Here is a 16,323-nt window from a genome sequence, read left to right on the forward strand (position 1 = left end):
TCCTGAATTATTCAGGATAAAGACAGTGCAGCTCCAAAATCTGTAATCAGATTCCGGACTGCACTGTTTTTTTGTATAAATTTTCAAGAAATAATTGCCAATTTTTTGTTGACTTGTTATAATATATGAGAATAGCTATATTATAACTAAAAAACCAGTAATGTATTGGTGAAAATGGAGAGATGAACGATGAATTTAGGAATCATTGCACACAACAGTAAAAAAGTACTTATCGAAGATTTCTGTATCGCATACAAGAATATACTCGCCAAGCATGAGGTTTATGCCACAGGAACTACCGGTCGTCGAATTGAAGAAGCCACAAACCTTCATGTGCATAAGTTTCTTGCAGGAAGCATTGGCGGAGACAAACAGTTTATGGAAATGGTAGAGCGTCAGGATCTTGATATGGTCATTCTTTTTTATAATCCTGTTATGATGGATCCAAAAGAACCTGATATTCAGGCTATAGTCATGCGCTGTGACCAGTATAATATCCCGGTTGCTACCAATATCGCAACCGCTGAACTTCTGATTCTCGGACTTGCCCGTGGTGATCTGGATTGGAGACTGAATTTAAAATGAGAGTAATAGCAGGAACAGCCAGACGGCTTAATCTCAAAACCGTACCTGGCATGGAAACACGACCGACAACTGACCGTATAAAAGAAACACTGTTCAATATTCTGCAGCCTGAAATGCCTGACTGCCGCTTTCTTGATCTTTTCAGCGGAAGCGGAGGAATTGGCATTGAAGCATTAAGCCGTGGCGCTGCATATGCTGTATTCGTAGAAAAGAATCCAAGGGCCTGCAACTGTATCCGTGACAATCTTTCATTTACAAAGCTTGCCGAACATGGTAAACTTCTGAACATGGATGTTTTACAGGCACTTCGTTCCCTTGAGGGCGGAGGAGCCTTTGACTGTATTTTTATGGATCCGCCATATAATCACGATCTGGAACGTCAGGTTCTTGAATACCTGACAGACAGCTCACTTGCTGATGAACACACACTGATCATCACAGAAGCTGATCTGCATACGGATTTTTCCTATGTGACCGATCTCGGATATGAACTGGCACGCTCTAAAGAATACAAGACAAACAAACATGTATTTTTGTATAAAAGAAAGTGAGATCACACATGGTAACAGCAGTATACCCCGGAAGTTTTGATCCGGCGACCTATGGTCATCTGGATGTCATCCGGCGTGCAAGCGTCTCTTTCGACAGAGTAGTAGTCGGAGTTTTGTATAATTCTTCAAAAAGTCCGTTGTTTTCTGTGGAAGAACGTGTTAATATATTGGAAAAGGCGACAAAAGACATACCAAATGTAATCATTAAACCATTTGACGGTCTTTCTGTTAATTTCGCAAGAGAGAATCACGCACAGGTAATCGTGCGTGGTTTGCGTGCTGTCACGGACTTTGAGTATGAACTCCAGATGGCACAGACAAATCGAGTTCTTGCTCCTGATGTAGATACTGTATTCCTCACTACTAGTCTGGAATATGCTTATGTCAGTTCCACCATTATGAAGGAAGTCGCCCGCTTCGGAGGAGATTTGTCAAAATTTGCGCCGCCGGAGATCACCACGACATTACGCACGAAACTTCAGCAGGTAAACGAGAAAAATTAAAGAGAATGGAGAATATACTATGAGCAGCAGAATCGAACAGATTATTGATGAAATTGACGAGTTTATAGAGAGCTGTAAATTCCAGCCTTTATCCGCAACAAAGATCATTGTAAACAAAGAAGAGATCGAAGAGCTCTTAAGAGAGCTTCGTCTGAAAACGCCGGACGAGATCAAACGTTATCAGAAGATCATCAGCAATAAGGATGCCATTCTGGAAGATGCACAGTCCAAAGCAGACGGTATCATCGCGGATGCACAGGCAAAGGCCCAGGAACTTGTCACACAGCATGAGATCATGCAGAAAGCATACGCACAGGCAAACGATACCATCAATGCAGCCAACAAGCAGGCACAGGAAATCCTTGATTCCGCCACTCAGGATGCAAACAGTATTCGTCTGAGCGCCATCACTTATACAGATGATATGATGGCAAACATCGGTTCTGTACTGACTCAGACTCTTGAAGATGCCGGCGGCAAATACAAAGGATTTATTGATTCTCTTCAGAGCTGCCTTGATGTTGTAAACCACAACCGTCAGGAACTGGCTCCGCAGACTGCACAGGCTGCAGCCATGACAGGATCTTATCATGAGGATCTTAGTAAGGCACCGGAAGAAGACAGTCTTTTAGACGATCTTGGTGACGAATAAGAATAAAGCCACAGCAATTACACCATTCAGAAGTTTTGCCACAATATAGAATTTTACGGACAGTTCTTTTGTCACAAGACTTCTGGTCTGGGCAGTTATACAGATTCCGCCACATGCAGTAAGGAAAACTGCCAGCATACCTTTTGTTATGTCCGGCAGTACCAGCAATTGCAGACGATATAGACCGGTAGTCAGTTCCAGTATTCCGGTCAGCAAATATCCCGGAACACTATGTGGTATATACCAGCGGCTGATGCAGGCGGACCAAATTGAAAACATAAGAATGTATCCACCCAGCCGGGTAATTGTTTCAAACCCATTCATAATGGAGACATCCAGAAAAGCTCCTGGTGAGCTTATGACGGGTGTCTCTTTTTTCGTAAATGTTTCTTCACGGAAATAGTTTTTCTTTCTGAAAACTATAAAACGAAAAAACTGTGCTGTCATCCATTCAGACACAAGAAGAATCAACAGCATTCTGCAAAATGGAACACTGCCATTCAGACAGATCTGACACAGATATGTACGAACAAATACCGGGCTTGGCTGATTCACAAAGGTAAGTAGATATTCTGCTTCATTTTTGGTAATCTCTCCATTTTCATAAAGATCCGATGTTGTTTTTGCCCCCATAGGATAACCACACAGCATTCCGACCAGAACTGCATATGCACCGGCAGGAGAAATACCCAAAACAATTTTCCATAGTTTTTTAAGCGGTGCCAGTAACCGACTAATCTGGTCTGTCTGCACCAGTATTCCGGTAAGGATAAGAAAAGGCAGGAGTGTCGGAATCATGACATTCAGCCACAGATTCAAGCCTTCTCTGGCTGCTTTAAGCGCTTCCGCCGGATACACAAGTATAAAACCAATCTGCATGACGCAGAATATTGTAAAAAAAAGTCTTTTCATATTCATATTTTTTATATGCTTTGCTTTACTTTATGCCACATATCAGACAGATATGTCGATAAAATATAACAAATAATGATTGTTATCATTTATTTCATGGAGGAAATCAATATGAGAGTATTAGAAAATTGCGAACCGAAAAAAGTCTTTTATTATTTTGAGGAAATCTGCAAGATCCCGCATGGTTCCAGAAACACCAGACAGATCAGTGATTATCTTGTAGATTTTGCAAAAGAGCATGGCTTCAAATATGTTCAGGATGAACTGAACAACGTCGTTATCTACAAACCCGCGACCCCAGGATACGAAAATGCTCCGACCGTTATCCTTCAGGGACATATGGATATGGTCTGCGAAAAAAGACCTGATGTAGAGCATGACTTTACAAAAGACGGTCTGAACCTTTCTGTCAAAGACGGATACGTATCTGCAAACGGAACCACTCTCGGCGGTGATGATGGCATTGCAGTTGCTTACTCCCTTGCACTTCTTGACAGCACAGACATCCCTCACCCAGCATTGGAGGTTCTGGTTACTGTAGATGAAGAGATCGGTCTTCTCGGAGCTTTCGGACTGGATTGCAGCGTACTCAGCGGCAAACGCATGATCAATATGGATTCTGAAGCAGAAGGAAGTCTCTGGATCAGCTGTGCCGGAGGTCTTTCCGCAGTCAGCCACATTCCGGTTCAGCGCGTTGCAGCAGAGGGTGAAAAACTTCAGATAAAAGTCTGTGGACTTATGGGCGGACATTCCGGTTCTGAAATTGATAAAAAACGCGCAAATGCCAACATTGTTATGGGAAGATTTCTCTATGCTCTCAAACAGGACACCGATTATGAAATCATTTCTTATGAAGGTGGTCAGAAAGACAATGCCATCACAAGAGAAGCCGTATGTGAAATCCTTGTTGCCAGAGAAGATATCGAAGCAGTAAAAGCCTGTGCCGCCAAAGCAGAAAAAGGGATACGTGAAGAATACGCAGGTACTGATAGCAACATCACTGTCCAGATTACAGAAGAAGGATATGCAGAAACTGATGTGCTTCATCCGACCAGCCGTGAAAAAGTATTATTCTACCTTGTACAGATTCCGTTTGGCATACAGAAAATGAGCGGCAACATTGAAGGTTTAGTGGAAACATCTACAAACATCGGTATCGTCAAGCTGTCCGACGATGAATTCTTCGCCAGTTCCAGTGTCAGAAGCTCCGTAGAAGCAGCCCGAGATGCTCTTTCTGATAAAATCCAGTATCTGACCGAATTCCTCGGTGGAGAATTTGAAATTCAGGGTGCTTACCCGGCATGGGAATACCGCAAAGATTCCCCTCTCCGTGACAAAATGGTATCTGTTTACGAGGAAATGTACGGACAGAAACCGGAAGTTGTTGCCATCCATGCAGGTCTCGAATGCGGTCTTTTCTACAAAAAGATTGAAGGTCTTGACTGTGTATCTCTCGGACCAAACATGAAAGGCATCCACACCTCTGAAGAGGTTCTCGACATTGCCTCCACAGAACGTGTATGGAACTACATTGTCAAAGTTCTGGAACAGTTAAAAGACTGATTTTGAAGCAGCTTTTTAAATCAGATCATCTATCTGCCCTGCAAAAAGATCCCTCACTTCGATGGGATCTTTTTGCATATATTATGAAAAGACCTACGAAAAAGGATTATTTCTGTATGAAATCATCCCGTCTGTTTTTCCTCCTCATTTTATTTATTATTAACTGCTTCATCCTGGTCTGGCTGATTCAAGACAGAAGCCATGCCTCAGGTCTGACAGCAACAACCTGTAATTCTGATGAATTCCGGGAACAGTTTCTGCCTCCATCTCTCTACAAAGAGCTGTCTGAAACATCTGATTTCGGTCATCCATTTGCCGAACTTCTCACCACAACCATGCTTGATGGAGATTTCCACCCCAAAAACGTCTCTGCAAATGCAGCGCCTTATCTGAAATACAAAAGAGAAGAATTTCTTCTTCTGAAAAAATGCTATGAAATGATCTGGTCGGATCTGGAATACTTTCCTGTTGCAGATACAGCAGTCTTTTTTGAAAACAGCTGGCTGACACCACGCAGCTACGGAGGAGAACGCAGGCACGAAGGTACCGATATTTTTGCTTCGCGCAACATTTCGAACTATTATCCAATCATCAGCATCACCGATGGCATCATCGAACAGAAAGGCTGGCTTCCTCTCGGCGGTTACCGAATTGGAATCCGTTCTGAATCCGGTGCCTTTTTTTATTATGCGCACCTTGCCTCTTATGAACCGGATCTCACAGTCGGTGATACTGTTTCTGCCGGAGACATACTTGGATTTATGGGAAATACCGGCTACGGAGAAGAGGGAACCGTCGGAAAATTCCCGGTTCATCTGCATCTGGGAATTTATATTCCCACCTTATACACTGACGAGATGAGTGTAAATCCCTACCACATCCTGGACATTCTTCGAAAAAACACAAGAAAGTATACATATTCTTAACATAATATCTGCAATCTGTGTTATAATGTACGAGAAGTTTTGTCTTCCGGTACTATGGAACATTTCTTCAATGCAACAACTCGTCAAGGAGCGATTTATATGGAAATACAGTTATGGAGAAGTATTTTATGTCCATATGAGCTTGCCGTCAGAGAACTGATGGTAAAATTTGAACATATTATAGATGAACATAAGCAAAACGACCTGTATTCTCCGATAGAGCAGGTCAGCGGTCGTGTAAAAAGTCTTCCAAGCATTCTGGAAAAAATGCAGCGCAAGCATATCCCGATGGATAAAATGGAAGAAGAAATAGAAGACATCGCCGGAATCCGTATCATATGTCAGTTCGAAGAAGATATTGATACTGTTGCCGCGATTATCCGAGACCGCAGCGATATGGTGATAAAAAGTGAAAAAAATTACCTCAAACACATCAAACAGAGCGGATACCGAAGTTATCATCTGATTATTTATTATACTGTAGATACGATCAGCGGTCCGAAGAGACTTCAGGCAGAAATCCAGATTCGTACTATGGCAATGAATTTCTGGGCAACGATTGAACATTCCCTGCAATACAAATACAAAGGTGAAATGCCTTTGCATGTAGCAGAACGACTCAGCAATGCAGCCGACGCTATCATTGCACTGGATCATGAAATGTCCTCTGTCCGCAATGAGATCATGGATGCGCAGAATTCTTCTCAGATGCAGTCCAATCTTGTCAAAGATATCCTTCTCAGCATCGAAAATCTTTACAAGATTTCCAACAAACGGGAAGTCGAAAAAATTCAGGACGAATTTTTACGTGTCTTCCGCACGAAGGATCTGCAGCAGCTTGCACGTTTTCACCGTCAGCTTGATATTATTGCCGAGGGCTATCGTGCACAGTCCGTATCATTTTAGGAGTAACGCATGCAGGATTTTTTACCAATAAACAAAAAAGATATGCAGAAAAGAGGATGGGACTGCGTGGACTTTGTCTACGTTACCGGTGATGCCTACATCGACCATCCTTCTTTTGGTTCCGCGATCATCAGCCGGCTGCTGGAGAGCAGAGGATATCGGGTCGGAATCATTGCACAGCCTGACTGGCGCAAAAAAGAAAGTATTCAGGTATTTGGTGAGCCACGTCTCGGATTTCTTGTTACGGCCGGAAATATGGACTCGATGGTAAACCATTATACCGTATCACGTAAACACCGTCAGAAAGATGCATATTCGCCGGGAGGACAGATGGGGCTCCGACCGGATATGCCAACGGTTGTTTACAGCAATCTTATCCGCCAGACCTACAAACATACACCGATCATTCTCGGCGGCATCGAGGCAAGTCTTCGTCGTCTGGCACATTATGACTACTGGAGTAACCGTGTGCGCCGCAGCGTCCTTATGGATTCCGGTGCCGATCTGATTTCATATGGAATGGGAGAGCATTCCATCATCCAGATTGCAGAAGCTCTTCAGAGCGGAATTCCGGTCGAGGAAATCACCTATATTCCGGGGACCGTCTTCAAAAGCAAAGAACTTTCCCGTGTTTATGATCCGATTGTACTTCCATCTTTTGAAGCCGTCACTGCAGACAAAAAAACATATGCCGAAAGTTTCAATATACAGTATCGCAATACAGATCCGTTCACTGCACATCCGCTTGCAGAAGATTATGGTAACAGAGGATATGTCATACAGAATCCGCCGGCGCTTCCTCTGACACAGCAGGAGATGGACGATGTCTACGATCTTCCGTATCGTGAGACATGGCATCCGGTCTATGATTCCATGGGCGGCATTCCTGCTCTGGAAGAAATCAAATTCAGTCTCACAAGCAACCGTGGTTGTTTTGGCGGCTGTAGTTTCTGTGCGCTGACTTTTCATCAGGGAAGGATTCTGCAGACCAGGAGTCATGAATCTATACTCAGAGAAGCCATAAAAATGACACAGGATCCGGATTTCAAAGGTTATATTCATGATGTCGGCGGACCTACCGCAGATTTCCGTCAGCCTTCGTGTCAGAAACAGCTGACCAAGGGTGTCTGCCCGAACAGGCAGTGTCTGTTTCCTGAGCCCTGCAAAAACCTCAGAGCGGATCATTCAGACTACGTTTCTCTGCTTCGGAAGCTGCGTGAAATTCCAGGTGTCAAAAAAGTATTTATCCGTTCAGGCGTCCGGTTTGATTATGTAGTTGCAGACAAAAGTCCTGTTTTTTTGAAAGAACTTGTAAAGCACCATATCAGCGGTCAGCTCCGCGTTGCACCGGAACATGTTTCCAATCAGGTACTTCATTACATGGGCAAACCGAACCATCAGGTCTATGAAGCTTTCATCAAAGCTTATGACAAAGAAAATCAGGCTACCGGCAAAAAACAGTACGCGGTACCTTATTTTATGTCATCCCATCCGGGGTGTACGCTCAAAGACGCGGTTAAACTTGCTGAATATGTACGTGATCTCGGTTTCACACCGGAACAGGTACAGGATTTTTATCCGACACCATCTACGCTGTCTACCTGTATGTATTATACCGGCATTGATCCGCGAGACGGAACACCAGTCTATGTGCCAAGGGATCCTCACGAAAAAGCAATTCAGCGTGCACTGATGCAGTACAAAAATCCCGCCAACCGCAAGCTGGTCCTTGAAGGACTCAAAAAAGCAGGTCGGATGGATCTGGTTGGCTTTGGACCGAAATGCCTGATCCGTCCGGAGCGAGACAGCAAAGACAACAACCAGCGTACAGAGCGTACTTCCACTGGTCATAAAGCATCCTCCGGAAAAAGGACCGGTCGAACGATCCGTAATACCCACAAGAAAAAGACTCGAAAATAACAAAAGGAGCGTTTCATGAGCAAAATAAATATATTTTCCAACAGAAGCAAGGGCGATTTCGGATACCTTTCCTCAGAGAAAAAAAGGCGTATTCTCATCACATCCATTTTGTTTGCTGTACCATTGTTGATTTTTTTCACTGCATTATTATATTTTCATACAAGACTGACGATCTGGACTGTCGTAGCAGTTGTCGGCTGTCTGCCTGCATGTAAATCACTGGTCAGCCTGATCATGATCTTTCGTGCCAGACCACTGGATGCTTCTGTTTATAAAAAAATCAGCCAGCATGCTGGAAAGCTTACCATGTCCTACGAAATGTACATGACCTTTTATGAAAAAAGTGCTTCCATCGACGCATTTGCAATCTGCGGAAATGTTGTCGTCGGCTACAGCAGCGATCCCAAAATCAATCTTGCATTTATGGAACAGGAAGCGCAGAAGATTCTCCGCGGAAACGGTTTCAAAGTCAATGTAAAGATATTTACCAGACTGGAGCAGTTTCTGGAACGTCTTGATTCTATGAATGAACATAAAGAATCTCTGGAAGAGGGCATCAAATTCCGTCCGGATGAAAAATACCCGGATCTGTCAAGAGATGAGCTGATCAAACACACCATCCTTGCGATCTGCCTGTAAAGGAGCTATATGAAAGAATTTCAGATTACAGATAATGAAGCGGGGCAGCGCTTTGACAAATATCTTGCAAAACTGCTGGGAAATGCACCCAAAAGTTTCTTTTATAAGATGCTCCGCAAGAAAAACATCACCTTAAACGGCAAAAAAGCAAGTGGAAACGAAAAGCTTCAGACCGGAGATCAGATAAAACTTTTTTTAGGTGATGACACTTTTGCAAAATTCAGCCAGCAGAAACAGACTGCGAGAGCAGTGACAGATCTTGATATTCTCTACGAAGACAGTGATATTCTTTTAATCAACAAACCTGTCGGCATGCTTTCTCAGCCTGATGATACAAAAGAACCATCACTCGTAGAATATCTGATCGGATACCTTTTAAATAATGGTTCAATTACAGAAGAAGGACTGCGTACTTTTCATCCATCTGTATGCAACCGCCTGGACAAAAATACAAGCGGTATCGTCGCAGCAGGAAAGTCCCTCGCCGGACTTCAGGAATTGTCCTCCCTGTTTCACGACCGCACGATCCATAAGGATTATCTCTGCATTGTCAAAGGTATCCTGACCGAAAAGGAACAAATCCGCGGATATCTTTACAAAGACACAAAGCTTAATAAAGTAACTATATCAAAAACAAAAATAAAAGATTCCCAGCCCATAGAAACACGCTATGAACCGCTGGGGCATACAAGTCATATGACGCTTCTGCGTGTGCGTCTGATCACCGGACGGACACATCAGATCCGCGCCCATCTTGCCTCCGAGGGACATCCCCTTGCCGGCGATATGAAATACGGTCAAAAAGAATTTAACCGTTATTTCCATGAAAAATATCATCTGAATCATCAGCTGCTTCATGCACACCGGCTGACTTTCCCTGAGCTTACCGGAAAGTTCGCCACATTGTCCGGCAAATGTTTCCTTGCACCTTTGCCAAAGCAGTTTTTAACCATATTAAAAGAAGAACACTTAGAGGAGAGTTATTATGAAAATCTGGAATGAAATCTGGGATTATATAAAAATGATCATTATTGTTGTTGTCGTTGTTCTTGTGGTAAACAACGTAGTTCTTATCAATGCAAAGATTCCTTCTGAATCTATGGAAAACACGATCATGACCGGTGACCGTATCTTCGGATTTCGTATGGCATACGGACTTAACTTTGATCTTTTCGGCAAACATATTTCACACCAGACAAAAGACCCGGAACGTTTTGATATCATCATCTTCAAGTTCCCGGATGACGAAAGCCAGCTGTTTATCAAACGTCTGATCGGACTCCCGGGCGAGACTGTTGAAATCCGTGACGGAAAAGTCTACATAAACGGTTCCGATGAACCTCTGGATGACAGCTTTGTACCAGAAGTACCGACCGGAAATTATGGTCCGTACACAGTGCCGGAAAACAGTTACTTCATGCTCGGAGACAACCGTGAATATTCCAGAGATTCCAGATTCTGGAAGAACACCTTTGTTTCCTTTGATGAGATCGTAGGAAAAGCAATCGTTCGCTATTATCCATCCATCAAGCTTCTGAAATAAGAGGAATATATATGGCAACATGGAACAGCAGAGGCCTCCGGGGTTCTACCCTGGAGGATCTCATCAATCGTACAAACGAACAATACGCCGAGAAAAAGCTTGCCCTGATCCAGAAGATTCCCACACCGATCACACCGGTCCGCATGGACAAAGAAAACCGGCATATCACACTTGCTTACTTTGAACAGAGAAGTACCGTCGATTACATCGGTGCTGTACAGGGAATTCCTGTCTGCTTCGATGCCAAAGAATGCAGTGTTGATACATTCCCATTAAGCAATATCCACCCACACCAGGTCGAGTTTATGAATGCATTCGAACAGCAGGGGGGCATTGCTTTTTTTCTTATCTTTTTCAGTCATGCTGATTTATTTTATTACCTGCCATTACGTGATCTGATAATTTTCTGGAACCGCATGAAAGAGGGCGGGCGCAAAAGTTTTCGACGTGAAGAATTAAATAACAGTTATTATCTTCAGAAGAAAAATGGATTCCTGATTCCGTATCTTGATGGAATCCAGACAGATTTGAAATTGCGGGATTGACAATTTCTGCTTTTCCTATTATAATTTCCTTGTTTTATATAGTAGCATGGTAGCACGTTAAAGTGTTTCTCATATAATGAGGAGGAAACGATTATGCAGCGAATTTTTCACACGCCGGAAGGTGTACGCGATATTTACAACGGAGAGTGCAGTCAGAAGCATCATCTTCAGACAGGAATCCGCACAGTATTTGATTCCTATGGATATGAGGAGATTGAAACTCCTTCTTTTGAATATTTTGAAGTTTTCAGCAGAGAGGTTGGAACGATTCCATCCAAGGATCTTTATAAATTTTTTGACCGTGAAGGAAACACTCTGGTATTACGTCCGGACTTTACCCCGTCTGTTTCCAGAGCCTGCGCCACTTATTTCAATCCAGAGCAGGAAGTTGTCACACTGTCCTATACAGGAAACACTTTCATTAATAACTCCAGTTATCAGGGACGTCTGAAAGAAACGACACAGATGGGTGTCGAGCGTATCGGTGATGATTCTGCCGAAGCAGATGCGGAACTTCTTGCCATGACTGTAGAATGTCTTCTTAAATCCGGTCTGAAAGAATTTCAGGTCAGTGTCGGACAGGTGGATTACTTCAAATCACTTCTGCAGGACGCAGGATTGGATACCGAAGCAGAAGAAAATCTCCGTTCTCTGATTTCTCAGAAGAATTACTTTGGCGTAGAAGATCTTGTCCACAGCCAGAATATCCCGACAAATCTGGAAAAAGCTTTCCTGGAACTGCCTCATCTCTTTGGCTCTGCAGAAGTTCTCGCAAAAGCACGCAGTCTGACAGACAATATCTGTGCGATCAAAGCCGTAGAACGTCTGGAAGAGATTTATGAGATTCTTAAAATCTACGGATACGAAAGATATATCAGTTTTGATTTTGGTATGCTCAGCAAACTGCAGTATTATACCGGAATCATTTTTCAGGCATACACCTATGGAACCGGTGAACCGGTCGTAAAAGGCGGCCGCTACAATGAACTTCTGAAACATTTCGGAAAGCCTGCTGCCTCCATCGGTTTCGGACTTGCTGTAGATAATCTGCTCATGGCATTGTCCAGACAGAAGATCAGCCTTCCGAAAAAGACAGCGCCAGTCATCCTGACTTATACTGAGGCAAACCGCTGTGAAGCCATCCGGGAAGCTCAGGAACTCAGAAGCAAGGGTACATCCGTTGCCCTGCGCCGCGAAAAGGAGGACTGCTGATATGAGATATCTTACTGTTGCACTTACAAAAGGACGACTTGCCCAGAAAACCCTGGACATGTTTGAAAAAATCGGTATCACCTGTGAGGAGATGCGTGATAAAGATACGCGTAAACTTATTTTCGTCAACGAAGAACTGAAATTACGTTTTTTCCTTGCAAAAGGTCCTGACGTACCTACCTATGTTGAGTACGGTGCCGCTGATATCGGCGTTACCGGCAAAGACATCATCCTTGAAGAAGGACGCAAAATGTATGAAGTCATGGATCTCGGTTTCGGAAAATGCCGTATGTGCGTCTGCGGACCGGAAAGCGCCCGTGAACTTCTGCAGAATAATCAGCTGATCCGCGTAGCAACCAAATATCCGAATATTGCAAAAGATTATTTCTATAACAAAAAACATCAGACCGTAGAAATCATCAAACTGAACGGTTCCATCGAACTTGCTCCGATTGTCGGACTGTCCGAAGTGATCGTCGACATTGTAGAAACAGGAAGCACACTCCGTGAAAACGGATTGAATGTTCTCGAAGAAGTCTGCCCGCTTTCTGCAAGAATGGTTGTCAATCAAGTCAGCATGAAAATGGAAGATGAACGAATCCGCAATCTGATCCGTGATCTTCGAAATGTAATTGATAAATAAAAACAGAAGGGATGAGCACAATGCGTACAGTAGCACTTACAAAAGAAAGCACAAAAGATATTCTGGAAAGTCTCCTGAAACGAAGCCCAAATAACTACGGCAAATTCGAATCTGCCGTTGATGAGATTCTTCACAAAGTAAAAACAGAAGGTGATTCCGCCCTTTTTGCCTATACTAAAGAATTTGACAAAACTGAAATTACCGCAGATACGATCAAAGTCACCGAAGAAGAGATCAAAGAAGCTTATGAAGCTGTGGATCCGGTGCTGATCGATGTCATCCGTAAAGCACTTGTCAATATCAGAAGCTATCACGAAAAGCAGAGACAGAACAGCTGGTTTACCAGCGAAACAAACGGAACCATGCTCGGTCAGAAAGTAACTGCCCTTGAAAGAGTCGGTGTATATGTACCGGGTGGCAAGGCAGTATATCCTTCCTCCGTTCTTATGAACATCGTACCTGCCAAAGTTGCAGGTGTTGACCAGATCGTTATGACCACCCCTCCGGGAAAAGACGGTAAAGTAAATCCGTCCACACTTGTTGCCGCAAAAGAAGCCGGTGCTGATGAAATCTACAAAGTCGGCGGTGCACAGGCGATCGGTGCTCTTGCCTACGGTACAGAAAGTATCCCGAAAGTTGACAAGATCGTAGGACCTGGCAATATTTTTGTTGCTCTCGCCAAAAAAGCCGTATATGGATATGTCAGCATTGATTCCATTGCAGGACCAAGTGAGATTCTTGTTCTTGCCGATGAAACTGCTAATCCGAGATATGTAGCTGCAGACCTTCTTTCTCAGGCAGAACACGACGAACTTGCTTCCGCAATCCTGATTACCACAAGCAAAGAATTTGCGGCAAAAGTCAGCGAAGAAGTTGATGGTTTTGTCAAAGTTCTTTCCCGAAAAGAGATCATCCAGAAGTCTCTCGACAATTTTGGCTATATCCTGATTGCCGAAGACATGGACGAGGCAATTGATGCAGCAAATGCCATTGCTTCTGAACATATGGAGATCGTGACTGCAAATCCGTTTGAAGTTATGATGAAAGTACGTAATGCAGGTGCCATCTTTATCGGAGAAAACAGTTCTGAACCTCTCGGTGATTATTTTGCAGGACCAAACCACGTCCTTCCGACAAACGGAACAGCAAAATTTTTCTCCGCACTTTCCGTAGACGATTTTGTCAAGAAGTCAAGCATCGTATATTATTCAAGAGAGGCACTGCGTAAGATTCACAAAGATATCGAACAGTTTGCTACATCCGAACAGCTGACCGCACACGCAAATTCCATTGCGGTACGGTTCGAAGACGAAGAACAGTAGGAGGAGAAGCCATGGCAAGAGAAGCTTCTGTAGAACGAAACACCAAAGAAACTGAAATCAAATTAAAACTAAATCTCGACGGAACCGGTTACTCAGATATTGAGACCGGTGTCGGATTTTTTGATCATATGCTGGATGGTTTTACCCGCCACGGACTTTTTGACCTGGCCATACGGGTACACGGTGACCTCCAGGTAGACGATCATCACACGATCGAAGATACCGGTATTGTGCTTGGTTCCGCGATCAAAGAGACCATTGGGGACAAAAAAGGCATCCGCCGCTACGGAAGCTGTATTCTGCCTATGGATGAAGTTCTGGTGCTGTGTGCTATTGATTTATCCGGACGCCCTTATTTTTCATGGGATGCAGAATTTACATCTGAAAAAATCGGAGATATGTCCACCGAAATGGTAAAAGAATTTTTCTATGCCATTTCTTATTCCTGTGGAATGAATCTGCATATCAAAGTTCTTACCGGTGGCAACAGTCACCATGTCGCAGAAGCAATGTTCAAAAGCTTTGCAAAAGCTCTGGATCAGGCGGTTTCTTTTGATCCGCGTATTACAGACGTACTTTCTACTAAGGGAAGTCTTGCATAAGGAGGAAATTCAGCCATGGCAGATAAATTATTGATTCCCTGTCTGTATCTGCAGTCAGGAAAAGCAGTCACCGGTTTTGGTCAGAGAAATCTGTTCGGTGACGGAAACATAGAAAATCTTGTCCGTTTTTACCGAGACAATGGCGCTGATGAACTTCTCATTTTTGATATTTCTTCCGGAGACACAGAGCATGAACAGGCCATCTCCAACATTAAGAGCATCTGTTCTGCTGCCGAAATTCCTGTTATGGCAGCAGGTAATATCAATCGCATGGAAGATGTCAAAAAACTTCTTTATGCCGGCTGTGCAAAGGTCGTCCTGAATTTTTCAAAAGCCAATAATATTTCGCTTCTTGAAGAAGTATCCAGACGTTTCGGCAAAGAAAAAATGGCAGTCTGTATTTCTTCTACGGAAGAATTCACCGCAAACCAGGCATTGATCGAGTCATTTGCAGATGAAGTCCTTGCACTTGATACCATTCAAGATGAAATTCATGCATGTTCCTCTATCAAAATCATCCTTCATACAGAAGTAAGCAAGACTGCCGCACTTAAATCTCTGCTTCAGAAGAATTCTGTGTATGCTTTAAGCGGTGCCTATATCAGCTCTCTTGATATTTCTCTTCAGGATTTCAAGACAGACTGTAAAGCAGACGGAATTCCTGTTGTTACCTTTGAGAGTGCCATTGCATGGGCTGATTTTAAACTGAACAGTGACGGACTGATTCCGGTAGTCGTTCAGGATTATAAAACTGATCAGGTACTTATGGTCGCATATATGAATGAAGAAGCTTTTAATAATACACTCAAAACAGGAAAAATGACATACTGGAGCCGCAGCCGCCAGGAGCTCTGGCTTAAGGGACTTACGTCCGGCCATTTCCAATATGTCAAGTCACTTGCTCTTGATTGTGACAACGACACGATCCTTGCAAAAGTAGATCAGATCGGAGCGGCCTGCCATACCGGCAGCAGAAGCTGTTTCTTCAAACCTCTGGTTCAGAAGGAATCCAACGACACCAATCCGCTTCATGTATTCCAGGATGTATATGATGTCATCGCCGACCGCAAACTTCATCCGAAGGAAGGCTCCTATACCAACTATCTCTTCGACAAGGGCATTGACAAGATACTCAAAAAAGTTGGCGAAGAGTGCACAGAGATCATCATTGCTGCCAAGAACCCGGACAAAGAAGAAATCAAATACGAGATTTCTGATTTTCTGTACCACGCCATGGTCCTCATGGTCGAAAAAGGAGTCACCTGGGAAGAGATCACCAACGAACTTGCCAGAAGGTAG

Annotated in this window: 18 protein-coding genes; 17 read left to right on the plus strand and 1 reads right to left on the minus strand. The window is 43.5% G+C overall.

Features of this window, described 5'->3' with window-relative positions; all coding sequences use genetic code 11:
* The first annotated feature begins 189 nt into the window (after positions 1 to 189).
* Genes DWW86_RS01830 through DWW86_RS01845 form a run of 4 tightly spaced genes read left to right on the plus strand, consistent with a single transcriptional unit; the run spans position 190 to position 2,291 of the window.
* Positions 190 to 585 carry a methylglyoxal synthase gene (locus tag DWW86_RS01830; RefSeq protein ID WP_015542690.1) on the plus strand — a complete coding sequence of 132 codons (396 nt, stop codon included), beginning with the start codon at positions 190 to 192 and terminating at the stop codon, positions 583 to 585.
* Positions 582 to 1,136 (plus strand): 16S rRNA (guanine(966)-N(2))-methyltransferase RsmD, encoded by a 555-nt coding sequence (gene rsmD, locus DWW86_RS01835; protein WP_072521172.1) that lies wholly within the window; start codon positions 582 to 584, stop codon positions 1,134 to 1,136. Before DWW86_RS01830 ends, rsmD begins: the two co-directional genes overlap by 4 nt.
* 8 nt (positions 1,137 to 1,144) lie before the next feature.
* The gene (gene coaD, locus DWW86_RS01840; protein WP_117942101.1) at positions 1,145 to 1,639 is read left to right on the plus strand and encodes a pantetheine-phosphate adenylyltransferase; all 495 of its coding nucleotides are present in this window, start codon (positions 1,145 to 1,147) and stop codon (positions 1,637 to 1,639) included.
* A gap of 19 nt (positions 1,640 to 1,658) precedes the next feature.
* Complete coding sequence (locus tag DWW86_RS01845) at positions 1,659 to 2,291, plus strand: ATPase (RefSeq protein WP_072521170.1); 633 nt, start codon at positions 1,659 to 1,661, stop codon at positions 2,289 to 2,291.
* Here DWW86_RS01845 and DWW86_RS01850 read toward each other — a convergent pair.
* Entirely contained in the window at positions 2,268 to 3,209 is a 942-nt protein-coding gene (locus DWW86_RS01850) for a hypothetical protein (RefSeq protein ID WP_117942102.1), read from the minus strand. The genes DWW86_RS01845 and DWW86_RS01850 overlap by 24 nt on opposite strands.
* Before the next feature lie 105 nt (positions 3,210 to 3,314).
* Here DWW86_RS01850 and DWW86_RS01855 point away from each other — a divergent pair, with 105 nt between their 5' ends.
* The 13 genes from DWW86_RS01855 (at position 3,315) to hisIE (ending at position 16,323) form a co-directional block, all read left to right on the plus strand.
* A complete protein-coding gene (locus tag DWW86_RS01855) occupies positions 3,315 to 4,766 on the plus strand; it encodes an aminoacyl-histidine dipeptidase (RefSeq protein WP_117942103.1) in 1,452 nt (483 codons plus the stop codon).
* A 116-nt stretch (positions 4,767 to 4,882) separates the two neighbouring features.
* Complete coding sequence (locus DWW86_RS01860) at positions 4,883 to 5,692, plus strand: M23 family metallopeptidase (protein WP_117942252.1); 810 nt, start codon at positions 4,883 to 4,885, stop codon at positions 5,690 to 5,692.
* 99 nt (positions 5,693 to 5,791) lie between these two features.
* On the plus strand, positions 5,792 to 6,598 hold the full coding sequence (locus DWW86_RS01865) for a GTP pyrophosphokinase (protein ID WP_117942104.1): 807 nt from the start codon (positions 5,792 to 5,794) through the stop codon (positions 6,596 to 6,598).
* A gap of 9 nt (positions 6,599 to 6,607) precedes the next feature.
* The gene (locus DWW86_RS01870; RefSeq protein ID WP_117942105.1) at positions 6,608 to 8,518 is read left to right on the plus strand and encodes a YgiQ family radical SAM protein; all 1,911 of its coding nucleotides are present in this window, start codon (positions 6,608 to 6,610) and stop codon (positions 8,516 to 8,518) included.
* Positions 8,519 to 8,533: 15 nt separating this feature from the next.
* Positions 8,534 to 9,157, plus strand: a complete 624-nt coding sequence (locus DWW86_RS01875; protein WP_117942106.1) for a hypothetical protein — start codon at positions 8,534 to 8,536, stop codon at positions 9,155 to 9,157.
* A 9-nt stretch (positions 9,158 to 9,166) separates the two neighbouring features.
* Entirely contained in the window at positions 9,167 to 10,159 is a 993-nt protein-coding gene (locus tag DWW86_RS01880; protein WP_117942107.1) for an RluA family pseudouridine synthase, read from the plus strand.
* Positions 10,143 to 10,700 (plus strand): signal peptidase I, encoded by a 558-nt coding sequence (lepB, locus tag DWW86_RS01885; RefSeq protein ID WP_117942108.1) that lies wholly within the window; start codon positions 10,143 to 10,145, stop codon positions 10,698 to 10,700. Before DWW86_RS01880 ends, lepB begins: the two co-directional genes overlap by 17 nt.
* An 11-nt stretch (positions 10,701 to 10,711) precedes the next feature.
* Entirely contained in the window at positions 10,712 to 11,245 is a 534-nt protein-coding gene (locus tag DWW86_RS01890) for a Holliday junction resolvase RecU (RefSeq protein ID WP_117942109.1), read from the plus strand.
* A gap of 93 nt (positions 11,246 to 11,338) precedes the next feature.
* Positions 11,339 to 12,457, plus strand: coding sequence for an ATP phosphoribosyltransferase regulatory subunit (gene hisZ / locus DWW86_RS01895; protein ID WP_117942110.1), 1,119 nt, complete (start codon positions 11,339 to 11,341; stop codon positions 12,455 to 12,457).
* Between the two features lies 1 nt (position 12,458).
* Complete coding sequence (gene hisG / locus DWW86_RS01900) at positions 12,459 to 13,100, plus strand: ATP phosphoribosyltransferase (protein ID WP_015542703.1); 642 nt, start codon at positions 12,459 to 12,461, stop codon at positions 13,098 to 13,100.
* Between the two features lie 20 nt (positions 13,101 to 13,120).
* Positions 13,121 to 14,422 carry a histidinol dehydrogenase gene (gene hisD / locus DWW86_RS01905; RefSeq protein WP_117942111.1) on the plus strand — a complete coding sequence of 434 codons (1,302 nt, stop codon included), beginning with the start codon at positions 13,121 to 13,123 and terminating at the stop codon, positions 14,420 to 14,422.
* Between the two features lie 11 nt (positions 14,423 to 14,433).
* Positions 14,434 to 15,024 (plus strand): imidazoleglycerol-phosphate dehydratase HisB, encoded by a 591-nt coding sequence (gene hisB, locus DWW86_RS01910; RefSeq protein WP_072521158.1) that lies wholly within the window; start codon positions 14,434 to 14,436, stop codon positions 15,022 to 15,024.
* 15 nt (positions 15,025 to 15,039) lie between these two features.
* Positions 15,040 to 16,323 carry a bifunctional phosphoribosyl-AMP cyclohydrolase/phosphoribosyl-ATP diphosphatase HisIE gene (gene hisIE, locus DWW86_RS01915; RefSeq protein ID WP_117942112.1) on the plus strand — a complete coding sequence of 428 codons (1,284 nt, stop codon included), beginning with the start codon at positions 15,040 to 15,042 and terminating at the stop codon, positions 16,321 to 16,323.

The sequence above is a fragment of the Ruminococcus sp. AF17-22AC genome, from assembly GCF_003460065.1.
In the GTDB taxonomy this organism is placed as follows: Bacteria; Bacillota; Clostridia; order Lachnospirales; family Lachnospiraceae; genus Blautia_A.